Here is a 16836-nt window from a genome sequence, read left to right as displayed (position 1 = left end):
TAAGCCGGCGCGCTGTGGACGATGCCGGTGCCGTCGTCGGCGGTCGCGTAGTCGGCCAGGTACACCGGGGCCGTGCGCTGGTAGCCTGCGTCCACGTGGGACAAGGGGTGGTGGAAGTGGATCTGGTCCAGTGTGTTGCCCAAGGTGGTTGCGACCACCGAGCCGCTGAGTTGCCAGCGCGCCAGGCATTTCTCCACCAAGGAGTCGGCGCACATCAGCAAGCCGCGTTCGGTGTCGACCAAGGCGTAAGTCAATTCAGGGTTGAGGTTCAAGGCTTGGTTGGCCGGAATGGTCCACGCGGTGGTGGTCCAGATCACGGCGAATGCGTCTTGGTCGAGCTTGGGCAGGCCGAAGGCCGCTGCCAGTTTCACGGGCTCGGCGCATTGAAACGCCACATCCAGGGTGTCGCTCTTTTTATCGGCGTATTCAATTTCAAACTCGGCCAACGACGAGCCGCAGTCAAAGCACCAGTACACGGGCTTCAAGCCACGGTACACAAAGCCACGCTCGATCACGCGTTTGAAGGCGCGCAGTTGACCCGCTTCGTTGGCTGGATCCATGGTGCGGTAGGGCCGCTCCCAGTCGCCTAAAACGCCCAAGCGTTTGAAGTCTTCGCGCTGTTGCGCAATTTGTTCGGTGGCAAAGGCGCGGCTTTTGGCTTGCATGTCGTCGCGGCTGAGCTTGCGGCCATGCAGTTTTTCAATCGCGTTTTCAATCGGCAGGCCATGGCAGTCCCAGCCGGGGATGTACTGCGCGTCAAACCCCGCGAGTTGCTTGGACTTGACGATCATGTCTTTGAGCACCTTGTTGAGCGCGTGCCCAATGTGCAGTTTGCCGTTGGCGTAGGGTGGGCCGTCGTGCAACACAAACAAGGGCGCGCCACGGCGCGCCAGACGCAGCTTTTTGTACAAACCTTGTTCGTTCCACTGCTTGACCCAAGCCGGTTCGCGCTTGGGCAAATCGCCCCGCATCGGGAACGGCGTGTCCATCATGTTGATGCGTGTGTCGGGGGAGGTGGTTTTGTCGGTCATGGCTGTTTCAGGGGCAAGGCAGGTTGGGCGAGGGCTCGGCCGAGGGCGCGGGCTGGAGGCGTGAAAGACAGACGCGGGGCAAGGTGCGTCGGGCGTGCCCCGTCAAATTCGGGCGCTGGCGGCCCAGGCACGTGCGTCTTCGCAGTCTTGGCGTATGCCTTGCTGCAAGGCTTCCAGACCCTCGTATTTGCGCTCGTCGTGCAATTTATGTAGCAGTTCCACGCGGGTGATTTTACCGTAGCCCCCATCGGCGCCCAGGTGGGCCGGCCAGTCTAGGCAATGCGTTTCCAACAGCACTTGGCCCCTGTTCACATCGTTGGCGTCGAGCGAGGGACGAACCCCTAAATTGGCCACCCCGGTCAAGGCGCTGTCGCCCAGGCCATGCACGCGCACCACGAAGATGCCACTGGCAGCAGGTTTCCAGTGTGAAAAGCGCAAATTGAGGGTGCGGCAGTTGAGTTCACGTCCGAGTTTGCGGCCATGCACCACATGGCCTGAGATGGCGTAGGGACGCCCCAGCAACTGAGCCGCGGCGTGCATATCACCCCGCTCCAAGGCCTCCCGCACGGCAGAGCTGGACACACGCAAGCCGTGCACTTCGTAGCTGTTCATGCGCGCCACGTCAAAGCCCAGTTTCGCCCCGGCGGCGTCGAGCATGGCGTAGTCGCCCGCACGCTTGGCACCAAAGCAGAAGTCGTCGCCCACCAGCACATATTTCACGCCCAGGCCCTGGCACAGCACGTCCTGGATAAAGGCCTGTGGTTCTTGTGAGGCAAACGCATGGTCAAAGGGCAGCACCACGCATTGGTTGACGCCACAAGCGCGCAGCTCGTTGAGCTTGTCGCGCAGCGTGGCGATGCGCGCAGGCGCCATTTCGGGCTTTTGAAAGCGCTTGGCAAAGAAGTCGCGGGGATGGGGCTCAAACGTCATCACACAGCTGGGCACGCCACGGTGGCGGGCTTCGTTGTGCAGCAGGGCCAGCATGGCTTGGTGGCCGCGGTGCACACCGTCAAAGTTGCCGATGGTCAGGGCGCAGGCAGGGGCCAGCGCGGGGTGGTGAAAACCTCTGAAAACTTGCATGGTGCTGAATGGTTGGTGCGTGACAAGGACATGACACGCAATCGCTGTATATTGTCCTTGATAGACGTGTGCATTCCGAATCGGTGTTTTCAACTCGAATGATGGAGGTGTGTTGTGAAGGTCTTGAAACTCTCAGCCCAAGGGCTGCCCCAATCCTGGATCTCGCTGGAAGAGGCGGTCATCCACTATGCGGCGGGGGATGTGCGCTGGGAGTCGGGAGCCGAGGTGGCGGTGTTTCATGGCGGCACCAATGCCATCACGGGGGATCTCTCGGTGATCACGGTCAACAGCATCATTGGCACGCGCGGCGTGCCCAACATCAACCCGTTTGATTTGAAGCCCAGCCTGACCAATGCCAAGCTGTTTGCCAGGGACCGCAATATTTGCGCGTACTGTGGCGACCATTTCCACGAAACCGAATTGACCCGTGAACACATTCGGCCTTTTGGTCAACAAGGCATGGACCACTGGATGAATGTGGTCACCTCCTGCAAGTCATGCAACCACCGCAAGGGCAACCGCACGCCTGAACAAGCCCACATGCCCTTGCTCTATGCGCCGTATGTGCCCAGCCTGTGGGAAGACTTCATCTTGCGCAACCGCCGCATCTTGTCGGACCAGATGGAGTTTTTGATGGCGCATGTGCCCAAGAGCTCTCGGCTTTTGGCTTGAGTCTTCAACGGGCAATGCTTGGATTCATTTTTGAGTAATTCTTGTAAACAAGATTTCGCAGCCATCGATGCCCTGGGTCTGAATGAACTCGGTCATGCCAAAACTGACACACATCGGCGATTGGGGCTTCAAAAGGCAAAGCAAAAAGCGCCAGAGATTCAGTGGAGATCAGACTCTCAGCCAATCTCTTGGGTACACAGGCAATCAAATCGCTGGCGGCCACAATTTCAGCGATGCCCAAGCCATGTGCCAACTCGACGATCACTTGCCTGCGTTTGTTGTTTCGCTGAAACATGTCATCGAGAAAAATTTCGAAACTATCGTGACTCGCTGCTGGCGGTAAGTAAACAGCATGCCGGGCATTCAAAAAGGTGTTCAAAGTCAAACCCTTTTTTAAGAGGGCGTGGTCTTTTCTAGCCAGAACCACATAACTTTTGCTGAACAAGCGCTGCTGATGAAAGCCGGCTTGAAATCTGTCAAAGGTACCAATCGCCAAGTCAATCTCTCCTTCTGCCATCATCGATTGAGCGACTCTGGGGGAGACATTGACCAATGAAACACTGACCTTTGGCGCAACCACCATGAGTGTCTTGAGAAGGTTGGGCATCAAGATCAGCTGACCGACATCGCTGATGTAGATCTTGAAGTTCTTTTCACTGCATGAGGGGTCGAATGCTTTGACGGATTGAATCGCAAATTGAATTTGCGCCAGCGATTCCTGAATGGGCCCAGCCAACTGTTCAGCCAGCGCTGTAGGCATCATGCCAGTGGGGGATGAAACAAATAGTTTGTCATCGAAATGATCGCGCAATCTTTTGAGACAGTTCGAAATGGCAGATTGCGATAGATGGAGTTCTTCACCTGCAAGCGTCACATTGCGCTTACGCATCACGGCACAAAAAACGTGGAGAAGGTTGAGGTCTAAATTATGGGTGTGCGACGTTTTCTTCAAGGCAGTTCAAATTCAAAGAGTAGTTCTTCATCCAATCGAAAAAACTTTCGAACTGATTCTTGATCAAGGCACTGGTTTCGTGATCGGTACAAACACCAGCCGCAGAAAATTTTTCATGCACTTTGCCGATGAAAACTTCGGGTTTGATCATCACACGCGAATCCGTCGCCTCAAAAATACGACGAAGTTCGTATTGAACCCTCACGCCACCCAAATGGCCCGTAGAGGCAGAAATCAGCATCACAGGAAGTCTCAGCAGAGGCTTGGAGGGCATGCGCGACATCCAATCGATCGTGTTTTTGAGTCGTGCTGGGACCGAATGGTTGTATTCAGGTGAGGCGACGACGAGCCCATGACTGTGCGAGATGAGCTCGGACAGCTCACTGATCGCATATGAAAAAGAAGCGGCTTCTGCACGGTCCTCGTAAAACGGAATTTTTGAAATGTCGAATAGATCAAGATGGATCAAGTCTTGGAAATTAGACTTGATGTGGTTCAACAGCATGTGGTTGTAGGAGTTGGGCCGACAGGAATTTGTCAAGCCAACCAGATGGAACTTGTGCCCGTCGTCCATGTCACGCTTCTCTGACTTGGACCGTCATGGAGCCCAAGCCCTGGGCCGAAGCAACAAGCACATCGCCGGGTCTGATCGGACCGACCCCTTGGGGTGTACCCGTCATCAAAACATCACCCGGCATGAGCGTGTAAAAACTGGACGCATACTCAATCAACTCAGCCACTGACATCACCATGTCGGAGGTATTGGCGTCTTGTTGGATGACGCTATTCACCGTGAGTTTCAAATCCACGTTGGTCGGATCAATGGCCTCGTCGGCTGACACAAGCCAAGGCCCCAGCACGGTGTAGGTGTCGATGGATTTTCGAAAACTGCGATCCTCTGTGCCGCGAACGGTGATATCCAATCCCAGGCAATAGCCCGCGACATGGTCGAGCGCATTTTCTTTTTTGACACAAGACGCTGCTTTGCCAATGACCGCACACAACTCAATCTCATGGTCAGTGCGACGGTCTAGAAATCGTTGTTGGATGCCTTCGCCAGGCCCCACCACAGAGGAGGGCGCTTTCAAAAATAGACCAGCCTTGCGAATGTCTGTGATGATGTGTCCAAATGCTTGCCCATTGCTTTGCATCTCTTCGACGTGAGCTTTGTAGTTGATGGGCGCAGCCACAACCTTGCTAGGGTTATGTATGGGACTGCTGAGTTGAACTTCAGACAACTTGTAAGTTCTTGCATTGGCCTTGAGACTTTCAATTTGATCAAAAGGCATCTCTTTCAAATCGGACAACACCTTCAAGGTGTCGTTGGACGGGTCCAAAGCGGTGATGTCATAAAGAATGTCGCCGATCACTAAACCGACTTTTGAAGCATTGAAGCGCGCGATTTTCATATTCAAAGTTGCTTTACAAAATGACTGTGCATGGCTTGTTTCATAGCCGCAGTCGGCAGATCTGAAAATGCCCACTGATCCATTCTTTCCGGTGGCCTGACCCATTGCTCTGGCTTGCCCGGCACATGATCAGGGGCTGTGATTTTTTGAAGTTCAGCGGTGTATTCAGTGGCGTAGCCATCTGGGTCTAAAAAATACGCAAAGACATTGTCACCAGGCCCGTGTCGTCCAATGCCCCATTGAATTTTGTGACCAGCCAGCTTGAGTCGACCCACACCAAACATCAACTCGTTCCAACTTTTCATTTCAAATGCAAAGTGGTTCAGGCCATTCACATCCTCTTGAGCGACAGCAATCGAGTGGTGGTCTGAATTGCAACGCAAAAAAGTCATCTTCATGGTCTGATCACTGATCTTGAAACCTAGGACATCCGTGAAGAAACGAACCAATTGAGCTGCGTTTTGAGAATTCAACACCACATGCGACAGCTTGAGTGGGGACGTATCGCTGGGCTCTTCGGTCCCATAGTCCTCACGCAAGGCCACCACCTTGTGCACGTTCCCATCTGGATCTTCAAAAGAAAACCCCCACCCACCACCAGGGCTACCTAGTTGCCTTGGTGGTGCTTCCATCTTCACAGACGCTGCAAACAATTGATCATATAAATCGTGCAACCCCTGCAAAGAACTCGTGCCCCAAGTGATGCTCACCAAGCCTGCTTGTTGACCGGGCTCTAGCACCAAGACATGATGGTCAATGCCTTTCGCACGAAGCCAAATGGACCCCTTGCGATCCGCAACTTTGGTGAGCCCCCATGTGCGTGTATAAAAATCAAATGAACGATCAATGTCAGTCGCTGTGACTGTCAAGGCCCGCAAGCGGTCAATCTTTGGTGAGGTTTCCGACATGATTTCTTTGTTATTTCTGAACCATGCCAACGAACTTGTCGTTGTCGATGACGGTAGACCACATCGGGAAAATACTGTTGAGCATGGATTGAGACATTTCAGGGAAGAAGCCCAGCATCGATTCACGAAGTGCGTACACGTGATAACCCAAGTCGTAGGCAGCGATCACAGTTGCGTAGACGCAGACGTCCGTTGTAAAACCAGCGACGGCAACGTTTTTGATTCCCTTCGAACGCAATATTTCGTTCAACCCGGTTCCTCCAAAGGCGCTGACTTGAATACGAGGTGCTAAGAACAAATCTTTGTATTCTGGTTTGGGCATCAATGGCTCATAGTAGGCAGCTTCTTTGCTACCCACCTTCCAAGCTTTGCGCATGAGTTGCCCGCGGTGAAAGCCACCTGGGTTCGTCCAATCTAATTCGCGGTGGTCCTGGGTGTAACCCTCGGTGACATGGATGATCCATGCGCCCTTTTCACGCGCCTCATTCACCATCTTCACTGTCTTGTCCAGCATGCCTTTGTCGTAATCAGGCTTGAACTTTTGATACCAAGCGCCATCTGGATTGACAAAGTTTCCTTGGAAATCGACCAAGATCACAGCTGTCTCAGAGGCCTTCATTTGCGTGGGAAGTGGGGGGACTGTTTGAGGTTGGACCTGGGAAAAAGTCAATGAACTGGCCGCACTCAGCACCAACGCAAACAGTGACTTAGACATCGATTGCAGGAATGTATTTTTCATGGCATCTCCAAATAAATAGGGTTCGAATGCTAAGCAAGTCATCGTGTCACATCAATTGATTGGCGGTGATTCTTGGTATTTACATTAGAAATGTTGATTCCATTGACATTGCCAGAGACGCAAGTCACAGTCGCGCAGTCATTCAAAGAAGTCAACGTCAATGAACCATAAATTTATAAGCGCAGCTACCCTGGCCCTGTCGATGTGCGCGGCGAGCGTCATGGCCCAAGTGGACTTTCCAAACAAGCCGATCACCATTGTTATTCCCTATTCATCGGGTGGCGTATCTGATGCGATAGGGCGAGGCATTGCGCAAAAACTATCCCAGGATTTGAAAACTCAAGTCTTGGTGGATAACAAAGCTGGAGGCAACACCTTGATAGGGACGACGCATGTAGCCAAGTCCAATCCGGACGGCTACACATTGCTTCTGACTGCTGAAGCAACGTTGACCCTCAACCCCCTGATCTATGCCAAGCTTCCTTACGACGTCGAGAAAAACTTTGCACCGATTGTTGCCATTGCTCAAGTGCCACAAAGTTTAGTGATCAACTCTAAGTTGGGCATTGCCAACTATCAAGACTTTGTTGCTTATGCAAAAAAGAACGCCGGAAAGGTTTCGTATGCAACCCTGGGCGTGGGCTCGACCGCGCACCTTAACTTTGAGATGTTTCAAAGAACGGTCGGGTTGTCGATGCACGATATTCCGTTCAAAGGAGCCTCTGTCGCCATCAATGATTTGATCGGTGGACATGTCGACGCCATGATTGTTTCAACCGGCCTCATCGCTGCTCACTCCAAAAGCGGCAATCTGCGCGCATTGGCTACCGCTGGCAACAAAAGGTCAGCCTTGCTGCCTGATGTGCCGACATTCAAGGAGGTGGGCGTTTCAAACTTTTACCCTTCTTCTTGGTTCGCCTTGTTGGCTCCCGCTGGCACGCCTCAAGAAGTTTTACAGAAGTTAAATCTATCGGTGAACAAAATCTTAAAAGACGACGCACTCAAGGCGTCTCTGTTCGACAAGTTTTCACTGGAAACCATGGGGGGTAGCTCCGAATCACTGAGGGCGTTGATTCGAAGTGATACCGAAAGAATGGTGCCGGTCGTCAAAGACTTAAGCATCAAACTCGACTAGCCCCCAACCATTTGCACACAAAGGTCGACCATGTCTCAAGTTGGTTTGAATGTGAACGGTATTCAGCAGAAAATTGGCAGCTCAAATGACACCCCATTGCTGTGGGTGTTGCGCGACGAATTGAAGCTGACAGGCACCAAATTTGGCTGCGGCGCTTCGCTGTGCGGCGCATGCACCGTGTTGATCGACGGTATACCCAGTCGATCTTGTCAGCGTCCTGTTTCAACGTTATCAGATCAAAGAATTGAAACGATTGAAGGTCTAGTTGGCAAAGAAGCGGATGCCATCCGTGCCGCTTGGCGAGAACTCAATGTCGTGCAATGTGGATGGTGCCAGTCCGGACAAATAGTGGCGGCCACTTCATTGTTGAAAAAGAGTCCAGCGCCCAGCGATTTGCAAATTGATCAGGCCATGAGCGGAAACTTATGCCGTTGCGGCACCTATCCGCGAATCAAAAAAGCGATACACCTGGCCGCTCAAACCTTGAAACGTATGGGGCAATGACATGGACGCTAACCACTTGAAAAATGATGGGGTGAATGGTGCTCGCAGAAGTTTTCTCAAAGCCAGCGTGACAGCAGGCGGAGGCTTTTTGCTTGCAGTGAGTTTTCCAAGCATGAGCCAAGACCGAGGATTGGTTGAAAGTCCTCCGCAACCCCATGTATTTCTAACCATCAAACCAGACAACACAGTGCTTGTGAAAATCAAGCACCTCGACATGGGTCAAGGCACGGTCACAGGCTTGGCATCTATCGTTGCAGAGGAATTGGATGCAGATTGGGACTTGCTGCGGTACGAATATGCCTCGGCTGACATCACCAAGTTTAAAAACGGGCTGCTTGGTGTTCAAGGTACAGGTGTTTCTACATCGATAGCCAACTCGTGGTCTGAACTTCGTCAAGCTGGGGCTGCTGCTCGGCAAATGCTCATTCAAGCCGCTGCCGAACATTGGATGGTTTCGCCAGAGGAGATTTCAACCGAGACCAACCATCTCCTTCACAAGGCCAGCTCGCGCACCGTGTCCTATGGATTGATGGCTAAGAGAGCCGCGGAGTTGCCGATCCCACAACGCATCGTTTTCAAAAACAGCAGTGCTTACCGATGGATAGGTCAACCATCCATCAGGAAATTAGACAACCTAGATAAGACCACGGGAAAAGAAATTTTTGGCCTCGATCTCAAGCTCCCTGGGATGGTTTACGCCACGCTGGCAAGGCCTCCCAAGTTCGGCGCGAAGTTGCAGTCTTTCGATGCATCCAGAGCGCTTGCTTTGCCCGGGATATTGCAGGTCCTACCCACCAAATTCGGCGTTGCCGTGGTGGCAACCCATACCTGGTCGGCCATGAAGGGGCGAGATGCTTTGGTCATCGCTTGGGACTTGAGCGAGGCTGAGCAAAGAAGCACGGATCAAATGCTGAAAGATTTGAAAGTTCTTTTGGCGCAACCCGCACCTGTTGCCAAACAAAGCGGAAACGCCATCGATGGGCTTGGGGAATACTTTTCTGTTCGGTCTGCCGAATATTCATTTCCGTTCTTGGCACATGCTCCCATGGAGCCGTTGAATGCAACCGTCGAACTCACCGGCACGGGTGCAAATCTTTACACAGGCTGCCAATTCCAAACCGTAGACCAAATGGCTGTTGCACAAGAGCTGGGTCTGCCGCCTGCTCAGATCAAAGTGATCACACTGATGGCTGGGGGTTCATTCGGAAGAAGGGCCAATCCAGCCTCTGATTACATTCGTGAAGCTGCGGTCATCGCCAAAGCCTATGCAAAAGCGCCAGTTCAATTGGTGTGGAGTCGTTCAGACGATTTACACGGTGGCTATTACCGATCCATGTTTGTTCACCAAGTCAGAACTGCCACCAACAAGGAAGGGGAAGTGGTGGCGTGGGACCACAAAATAGCGGGCCATTCCATTGCAGAGGGCACAGGCTTTGCCAAATTCCTCGTGAAAAATGGCATCGACCACACCTCGCAAGAAGGGTCATTTGAAAACAAATATGGACTTGCGAATTTCAAATGCACCGTGAGTGCTGCGCCCAAAAAAGTTCCAGTTTTGTGGTGGCGTTCTGTGGGGCACACACACGGCGTGTATGTGACAGAAACCATGGCGGATGAACTGGCTCACAGCGAAAAATCGGATCCCCTTGCCTGGAGATTAGGTCGGCTGAAACACAATGCAAGACTCAGTCGGGTCATCCAGGAAGCAGGTGAAAGATCCAATTGGACGCGCAAGCTACCTTTGAACTATGGGCGAGGCATTGCTGCACACAGTTGCTACGGCAGTCATATTGCGCATGTTGTAGAGGTTCAACGGGTCAAGGCCGGCAAACTGAAAATATCGCGCGTTGTGTGTGTGATCGATTGCGGGATCGCAGTTAACCCTGACATCATCAAGGCGCAAGTAGAAGGTGGCGTTGCGTTTGCACTGTCGGCAGCCTTGTTTCAAAAAATCACCTTCAAAGATGGCATGGTTGAACAAGACAATTTCCATCAATATCCCATCCTGTCGATGAAGGATATGCCTGTGGTTGAAGTGCATATCCTCGACAGCCAATTGCCCCCAACGGGTGTTGGCGAGCCTGTCGTTCCAACGGTTGCCCCTGCGCTTGCCAATGCTATTTTTTCTGTCACGGGTCAACGCATCAGGTCTCTTCCGTTCGCGGATGTGGGCCTTGAATTGGCTGCATAGCTCAAATAGCGGCATTCAAGAGCTTGTTGGGATGTACTTTCTGCGTTCAGTCACGGTGCGCTCACAACAGCGCAGCCACCGCTCTCGGATACATCACATGCTCTTGCGCCAACACCCGCTCGGCCAAGGTGTCGGCGGTGTCGTTGGGCAATACCGGCACCACGACCTGTGCCAAGATCTCGCCGTGGTCTAACTCGTGGGTCACGCGGTGCACGGTGGCGCCAGCGAATTTGCAGCCAGCTTCAAGCGCTCGTTCGTGCGTGCGCAAGCCAGTGAAGGCGGGCAGCAAAGAAGGGTGGATGTTGATCAAGCGTCCGCTGTAATGCGCCACAAAGCCAGGGGTCAAGATACGCATGAAGCCCGCCAGCACCACCAAGTGGGGTTGGTGACGGTCGATGGTGGCCATCAAAGCGGCGTCGAAGGCTTCGCGTGGATGCGGTTCAGCGGCAAAGGCAGTGTGCGCCACCACTTCAGTGGCAATGCCGTGGGACTGCGCCACCGCCAGGCCCGCAGCGTCAGGGCGGTTGCTGATGACGGCGCAGACGCTTGCCCCCAGACGCTGGGCCCATTGCTCAGCCTGTGCGGTTTGCACAATGGCCGCCATGTTGGAGCCGCTGCCAGAAATCAAGATCACGATATTTTTCATCTGATCCGAATTATCCAGGGGCAAAAAATCGCACGGTCGTGCTAAAAACGAGGGATTGTGTTTCAGCTGAGGAAAATTACAATGGATTTAGCTTTTACCCCCGAAGAAGAGGCGTTTCGTCAAGAAGTGCGTGCCTGGGTGCACGCCAACTTGCCGCCTGATATCTCGCACAAAGTGCACAACGCCCTGCGTTTGACACGCGACGACATGCAGCGCTGGGCCCAAATTTTGGGCCAAAAAAACTGGTTGGGTTATGGCTGGCCTCAGCAGTTTGGTGGGCCCGGTTGGACAGCGGTGCAAAAGCATTTGTTCGAAGAAGAGTGTGCGTTGGCAGGCGCGCCACGCATCGTGCCGTTTGGTCCGGTGATGGTGGCGCCTGTGATCATGGCCTTTGGCAATGCCGAGCAGCAGCAGCGGTTCTTACCTGGCATTGCCAGCGGTGAGGTGTGGTGGAGCCAGGGCTACAGCGAGCCAGGCTCGGGTTCAGACTTGGCTTCGGTCAAGACACGCGCCGAGCGTGTCGGCAACCACTATGTGGTCAATGGTCAAAAAACCTGGACCACCTTGGGTCAATACGGCGAGTGGATTTTTTGCTTGGTGCGCACCAGCAACGAGGGCAAACCGCAAACCGGTATCTCCTTTTTGCTGATTGACATGAAGTCGCCCGGCGTGAGTGTGCGCCCCATCAAGTTGCTGGATGGCGAGTGCGAGGTCAACGAGGTCTGGTTTGACAACGTGCAGGTGCCGGTAGACAACCTGATTGGCGAGGAGAACAAAGGCTGGACTTACGCCAAGCATTTGCTGGCGCATGAGCGCACCAACATTGCCGACGTCAACCGGGCCAAACGCGAGTTGGAGCGCTTGAAACGCATTGCCAAAGCCGAGGGCGTGTACGACCCGGCCACAGGCGGAGTGGAGGCCCTGCGTTTTCGCGATGAAATTGCCAAGCTCGAAGTGGATGTGGTCGCGCTGGAGATGCTGGTGCTGCGCGTGTTGTCGGCCGAGAAGTCGGGCAAGCAAACGCTGGACATTGCTGGGCTGCTCAAGATCAAGGGCAGCGAAATTCAGCAGCGTTACACCGAGTTGATGATGCTCGCTGCTGGGCCTGCCAGCGTGCCGTTCATCGAAGAAGCGATGGAGGCGGGCTGGCAGGGCGACCCCGCGCTGAGTGGCTTGTGGCCGGGCGGCGCCATGCACACAGCGCCTTTGGCGTCGAGTTACTTCAACATGCGCAAGACCACCATTTATGGTGGCTCCAACGAGGTGCAGCGCAACATCGTGGCCCAAGTGGTGCTGGGATAAGGAACAGACATGGACTTCAATTTTTCTGACGAACAAGAGCAACTGCGCGATGCGGTACGCAAGTGGGTTGACAAAGGCTACGACTTTGAGCGTCGTCGCGCCTTGGTGGCCGAGGGGGGTTTCTCACGCGCCGCTTATGACGAGTTGACCGGTTTGGGGCTGGGCGGCCTCTACATCCCCGAGGCCTTGGGTGGTTTGGGGATGGGGCCCGCCGAGGGCATGGTGGTGATGGAAGAGTTGGGGCGCGGCATCGTGCTCGAACCCTTGGCTCAAACGCTCATCGCGGGTGCCCTGCTCTCAGGCTACGCCAGCCCAGAGGTGCAAGCGGCTTGGTGCGAGAAGGTAGCCACGGGTGAGGCTTTGGTGGTGCTGGCGCATCAAGAGCGCGCCGCGCGTTACCAATTGGCCCATTGCCAGACCACTGCCGAATTGCAAAACGGGCAGTGGACTTTGACTGGTGCCAAGAGCGTGGTGCCCGCAGGTGACCAGGCCGATGCATGGCTGGTGCCCGCCATGGCCAACGGTCAGATGGGCTTGTACCTGGTGACACGCGACGTCGCTGGCGTGGCGACCCGGGGTTACCTCACGCAAGACGGCAGCCGTGCGGCTGAGCTGAGCTTGCACCAAGCGCCCGCGACTTTGGTGACCACCCATGGCATGACGGCCTTGATGCATGCGGTCGACATTGGCATTGCCGCCGTGTGCGCCGAAGCGGTGGGTGTGATGGACAAAACCGTGGCCATCACCGTGGAGTACATGAACATGCGCAAGCAGTTTGGCGTGGCCATCAGCAGTTTTCAGGCACTGCGCCACCGCGTGGCCGACATGAAAATGCAATTGGAGTTGGCCCGCTCCATGAGCTACTACGCATCCCTCAAACTCAATGCCCCGCAGGACGAGCGTCGCCGTGCCATGGCGCGCGCCAAGTACCAGCTGGGCACCTCCATGCGCTTTGTCGGCCAGCAAGCGGTGCAGCTGCATGGCGGCATTGGCGTGACCGACGAGTACATCGTGAGCCACTACTTCAAAAAGCTCACGCAGTTGGAGCTGAGTTTTGGCGACACCTTGCACCACCTGGGCCAAGTTTCGGCCCAGATGCAAGACACAGCGGGCGTGTTTGCCTGACCTGCAAGCCCTTGAACCAGAGCCTCAGTTGGCGCGCTGAAAGCGTGGTTGCAGCATGCCGTCAATCACCACTTGTTCGGTGAACATGGCGGCGGGTCGCACCCACAGACCATGGGCGCCATAGAGCGCACGGTACACCGTCATGGGCTCTAGGGTTTCACTGTGGCGGGCGGTGCCAATCACCTCGTACATGCCACCTTTGTAGTGGCGGTACAGGCCCGTGGGGGTTTCTTCGAGAGGGGGTAGGTCTTGGTCGTTCATGGGTGGGACAATACACCCTATGCACCCAAAAGCCCTGTTAGAAGCTTGTACCGAGCTTGTTCGCCTCACTTTGAAGTTTGACCACCCGGCCGATGCCGTGGTTTCTAAGTTTTTCCGTGATTACCGCAAAACCTATGCCTTTGGCCCGCGCGAGCGTGCTGCCTTGGCCGAGACGGTCTACAACGTCTTGCGCTACAAACTGCGCTACGACCATTTCGCCCCCTCTGGCTCTGGCCCCAAAGAGCGGCGTTTGGCCATTCTGGGCTTTGCCGAGCATTTGGACCACCAAGCGCCCATGCCCGTGGGCGCGTCTGGCAACAAGCCTGCGCCTGGTAAACGCAAAGCCGACAGCTCTGGGCCACGCGACTTTTTGAAGAGCGCCTTGAGTGACCCCGAAATCGTTTGGCTCGACGCCTGTGCCCAGGTGAAAACAGCCGATTTGATGGAGCGCCATCGCCACAACCTGCCCGAGTGGCTGGTGGCGCCGCTCAAAGCCCAAGTGGGCGATGGGTTTTGGCGCTTGGTGGAACGCCTCAATGGTTCCGCGCCGTTGGATTTGCGTGTCAACACCTTCACCGACAAGCGCAGCGATGTGCAGCACGAGCTCAAACTGGCGGGCATCCAAGCCACGCTGACGCCTTATTCCCCTTGGGGTTTGCGCATTGACGGCAAACCGGCGCTGAGCCAACTCGATGCCTTTGCCCGTGGTGCCATCGAGGTGCAAGACGAGGGCTCGCAACTCTTGGCCTTGTTGCTCGACGCCAAGCGCGGCGAGATGGTGGTGGACTTTTGCGCGGGTGCCGGCGGCAAGACCTTGGCGATTGGTGCGTCCATGCGCAGCACCGGACGCTTGTACGCGTTTGACAATTCGGCCCACCGACTTGAGGCCCTCAAGCCTCGCTTGGCCCGCAGCAAGCTCTCCAATGTGCACCCCGCCGCCATTGCCCATGAGCGCGATGACCGGGTGAAACGTTTGAGCGGCAAGATTGACCGCGTGTTGGTGGATGCGCCTTGCTCTGGTCTGGGTACTTTGCGTCGCAACCCCGACATGAAATGGCGCCAGTCCCCCCAAGCGGTGGCGGAATTGACGGCCAAACAAACCGCCATTTTGGCCAGCGCGGCACGCTTGCTCAAAACCGGCGGTCGCTTGGTGTATGCCACTTGCAGCGTGCTGCCCGAGGAAAACGAAGCCATTGCCCAAGCTTTCAGCGCGGCCCACCCTGACTTTGAGCCGATCTCGGCCGCCCAGACCTTGGCTGAACTCAAGGTTGAGCATGCGGCCTCACTTTGCACGCCAGACGGCTTGTATTTGCGGCTTTGGCCCCATCTACATGCCACGGATGGCTTTTTTGCTGCTGTCTGGACCCGCAAGTAAAATCGTTAAACATTCATAAAACTGGAAACTTCGCATGTTGTTACCCAATTGGCCTTGGCTTGACGCAACCCTGTTTTGGTTGGGTCACGGCCTGCTTGACTTGACTTGGTGGCAAGTGGTGTTGGTGACCTTAGGGTTGACGCACATCACCATCGCCAGCGTGACCATTTACTTGCACCGTCATTCCGCACACCGTGCGTTGGACTTGCATCCAATTCCTGCGCACTTCTTCCGTTTTTGGCTGTGGTTGACCACGGGCCAAGTGACCAAAGAGTGGACTGCCATCCACCGCAAACACCACGCCAAGTGTGAGCAAGCCGAAGACCCGCACAGCCCCCATGTGTACGGCATCAAAACCGTGCTGCTGACTGGTGCTGAGCTGTACCGCAAAGAATCTAAAAATCTCGACACCCTGGCCCGTTACGGCCATGGCACACCGGACGACTGGATCGAGCGCAACGTCTACACCCGTTTTTCTTGGCAAGGCGTGGCCTTGATGTTGATCATCAACTTGACCTTGTTCGGTGCCATTGGCCTGACCATTTGGGCCGTGCAAATGATGTGGATCCCCATCACGGCCGCCGGCATCATCAACGGTGCGGCGCATTACTGGGGTTACCGCAACTTTGAGGCGCCAGACGCCAGCACCAACATCTCCCCTTGGGGCATCCTGATTGGTGGCGAAGAGTTGCACAACAACCACCACACTTACCCGACCTCGGCCAAGCTGTCGGTCAAGCCCTATGAGTTTGATCTGGGCTGGGCGTACATCCGTGTTCTGGAAACCCTTGGTTTGGCTTCGGTCAAGAAAACGCCCCCTAAGCTGGCGTTTGGTGACATCAAGCCGGTGGCCGATGAGAAAACCTTAGAGGCCGTGATTGCCAACCGCTACGAGGTGATGGCCAATTACGCACGCCAATTGCGCAGCGCCATGCAGCAAGAGATTGCCAGCTTGCCCGCCAAGCCCGCTGAATCGGTGTTGGCCGCTGCCAAGCGCTGGATGCACCGCGATGCAGAAAAAGTGCCTGCGGCGGTGGTGGCCCAACTCTCGCAAGCCCGTGCGGTGTTGCCCGTGGCAGACAAGATGGTGCGCATGCGCGAAGAGTTGCGCCAGTTGTGGCTCAACACCGGTCACAACCGCGCCCAGTTGGCTCTGGATCTGCAGGCTTGGTGCAAGCGCGCCGAAGACAGCGGCATCGCTGCCTTGCAAGAGTTCTCTATGCGCTTGCGCGCGGTGCACGCCTAAGCACCACGGCATCTCGCTTGCTCGGGCGCCAGCCCGAGCCGGCCAACAAAAAACCCGCTGTCGTGAGACGAGCGGGTTTTTTTGTGGGCCAGTCTGAATTACTTCAGTTTGGTTTCCTTGTATTCCACGTGCTTGCGAGCTTTGGGATCAAATTTCATGATCAACATTTTCTCGGGCATGGTTTTCTTGTTTTTGCTGGTCGTGTAGAAGTGACCGGTGCCGGCTGTCGATTCCAGCTTGATTTTTTCGCGTCCGCCTTT

The 16836-nt window shown here is 55.1% G+C and carries 18 protein-coding genes; 8 read left to right on the top strand and 10 right to left on the bottom strand.

All coding sequences use genetic code 11. The features are described from left to right. Together ACKWJN_RS02160 and ACKWJN_RS02155 are read right to left on the bottom strand one after the other, a co-directional pair. Positions 1-1031: class I tRNA ligase family protein (locus tag ACKWJN_RS02160; protein ID WP_408594090.1), on the bottom strand; the 1031-nt coding region annotated here is incomplete at its 3' end. Positions 1032-1133: 102 nt separating this feature from the next. Beyond that, positions 1134-2111, bottom strand: a complete 978-nt coding sequence (locus ACKWJN_RS02155; protein ID WP_408594088.1) for a bifunctional riboflavin kinase/FAD synthetase — start codon at positions 2109-2111, stop codon at positions 1134-1136. Between the two features lie 114 nt (positions 2112-2225). Here ACKWJN_RS02155 and ACKWJN_RS02150 point away from each other — a divergent pair, with 114 nt between their 5' ends. Next, the gene (locus ACKWJN_RS02150; RefSeq protein ID WP_408594086.1) at positions 2226-2783 is read left to right on the top strand and encodes an HNH endonuclease; all 558 of its coding nucleotides are present in this window, start codon (positions 2226-2228) and stop codon (positions 2781-2783) included. A gap of 4 nt (positions 2784-2787) precedes the next feature. Here ACKWJN_RS02150 and ACKWJN_RS02145 read toward each other — a convergent pair whose 3' ends face one another. From ACKWJN_RS02145 to ACKWJN_RS02125, 5 genes are read right to left on the bottom strand one after another with little or no spacing between them, the layout of a single operon-like run. Continuing rightward, positions 2788-3735 (bottom strand): LysR family transcriptional regulator, encoded by a 948-nt coding sequence (locus ACKWJN_RS02145; RefSeq protein WP_408594084.1) that lies wholly within the window; start codon positions 3733-3735, stop codon positions 2788-2790. Next, positions 3710-4309 (bottom strand): NADPH-dependent FMN reductase, encoded by a 600-nt coding sequence (locus tag ACKWJN_RS02140; RefSeq protein WP_408594082.1) that lies wholly within the window; start codon positions 4307-4309, stop codon positions 3710-3712. The genes ACKWJN_RS02145 and ACKWJN_RS02140 overlap by 26 nt, the downstream gene beginning before the upstream one ends. 1 nt (position 4310) lies before the next feature. Continuing rightward, a complete protein-coding gene (locus tag ACKWJN_RS02135; RefSeq protein ID WP_408594080.1) occupies positions 4311-5144 on the bottom strand; it encodes a fumarylacetoacetate hydrolase family protein in 834 nt (277 codons plus the stop codon). Between the two features lie 2 nt (positions 5145-5146). After that, positions 5147-6052 (bottom strand): VOC family protein, encoded by a 906-nt coding sequence (locus ACKWJN_RS02130; RefSeq protein WP_408594078.1) that lies wholly within the window; start codon positions 6050-6052, stop codon positions 5147-5149. Positions 6053-6062: 10 nt separating this feature from the next. Continuing rightward, positions 6063-6791 (bottom strand): cysteine hydrolase family protein, encoded by a 729-nt coding sequence (locus ACKWJN_RS02125; RefSeq protein WP_408594076.1) that lies wholly within the window; start codon positions 6789-6791, stop codon positions 6063-6065. 160 nt (positions 6792-6951) lie between these two features. Here ACKWJN_RS02125 and ACKWJN_RS02120 point away from each other — a divergent pair, with 160 nt between their 5' ends. Genes ACKWJN_RS02120 through ACKWJN_RS02110 form a run of 3 tightly spaced genes read left to right on the top strand, consistent with a single transcriptional unit; the run spans position 6952 to position 10621 of the window. After that, complete coding sequence (locus ACKWJN_RS02120; protein WP_408594075.1) at positions 6952-7926, top strand: Bug family tripartite tricarboxylate transporter substrate binding protein; 975 nt, start codon at positions 6952-6954, stop codon at positions 7924-7926. 30 nt (positions 7927-7956) lie between these two features. Further along, on the top strand, positions 7957-8430 hold the full coding sequence (locus tag ACKWJN_RS02115) for a (2Fe-2S)-binding protein (protein WP_408594073.1): 474 nt from the start codon (positions 7957-7959) through the stop codon (positions 8428-8430). A gap of 1 nt (position 8431) precedes the next feature. Then, complete coding sequence (locus ACKWJN_RS02110; RefSeq protein ID WP_408594072.1) at positions 8432-10621, top strand: molybdopterin cofactor-binding domain-containing protein; 2190 nt, start codon at positions 8432-8434, stop codon at positions 10619-10621. 61 nt (positions 10622-10682) lie between these two features. Here ACKWJN_RS02110 and purN read toward each other — a convergent pair whose 3' ends face one another. After that, positions 10683-11267 (bottom strand): phosphoribosylglycinamide formyltransferase, encoded by a 585-nt coding sequence (gene purN, locus ACKWJN_RS02105; protein WP_408594070.1) that lies wholly within the window; start codon positions 11265-11267, stop codon positions 10683-10685. Between the two features lie 81 nt (positions 11268-11348). Between purN and ACKWJN_RS02100 the strand changes: the two genes are divergently transcribed. Next, positions 11349-12569, top strand: coding sequence for an acyl-CoA dehydrogenase family protein (locus ACKWJN_RS02100; RefSeq protein WP_408594068.1), 1221 nt, complete (start codon positions 11349-11351; stop codon positions 12567-12569). 9 nt (positions 12570-12578) lie between these two features. Further along, entirely contained in the window at positions 12579-13694 is a 1116-nt protein-coding gene (locus ACKWJN_RS02095) for an acyl-CoA dehydrogenase family protein (protein ID WP_408594067.1), read from the top strand. A gap of 24 nt (positions 13695-13718) precedes the next feature. Here the strand turns inward: ACKWJN_RS02095 and ACKWJN_RS02090 are convergent, their stop codons facing one another. Further along, positions 13719-13955 carry a DUF1653 domain-containing protein gene (locus ACKWJN_RS02090; RefSeq protein ID WP_408594065.1) on the bottom strand — a complete coding sequence of 79 codons (237 nt, stop codon included), beginning with the start codon at positions 13953-13955 and terminating at the stop codon, positions 13719-13721. Positions 13956-13974: 19 nt separating this feature from the next. Here ACKWJN_RS02090 and ACKWJN_RS02085 point away from each other — a divergent pair, with 19 nt between their 5' ends. Both ACKWJN_RS02085 and ACKWJN_RS02080 read left to right on the top strand, forming a co-directional pair. Continuing rightward, positions 13975-15330: an RsmB/NOP family class I SAM-dependent RNA methyltransferase gene (locus ACKWJN_RS02085; RefSeq protein WP_408594063.1), complete on the top strand. Its 1356-nt coding sequence runs from the start codon at positions 13975-13977 to the stop codon at positions 15328-15330. Positions 15331-15364: 34 nt separating this feature from the next. Beyond that, the gene (locus ACKWJN_RS02080; RefSeq protein ID WP_408594061.1) at positions 15365-16576 is read left to right on the top strand and encodes a fatty acid desaturase; all 1212 of its coding nucleotides are present in this window, start codon (positions 15365-15367) and stop codon (positions 16574-16576) included. A gap of 98 nt (positions 16577-16674) precedes the next feature. Here the strand turns inward: ACKWJN_RS02080 and rpmG are convergent. Continuing rightward, positions 16675-16836: 50S ribosomal protein L33 (rpmG, locus tag ACKWJN_RS02075; RefSeq protein WP_408594092.1), on the bottom strand; the 162-nt coding region annotated here is incomplete at its 5' end.

Source organism: Limnohabitans sp. (genome assembly GCF_046052825.1).
GTDB lineage: Bacteria > Pseudomonadota > Gammaproteobacteria > Burkholderiales > Burkholderiaceae_C > Limnohabitans.
This window is presented reverse-complemented; position numbering and strand designations above follow the sequence as displayed.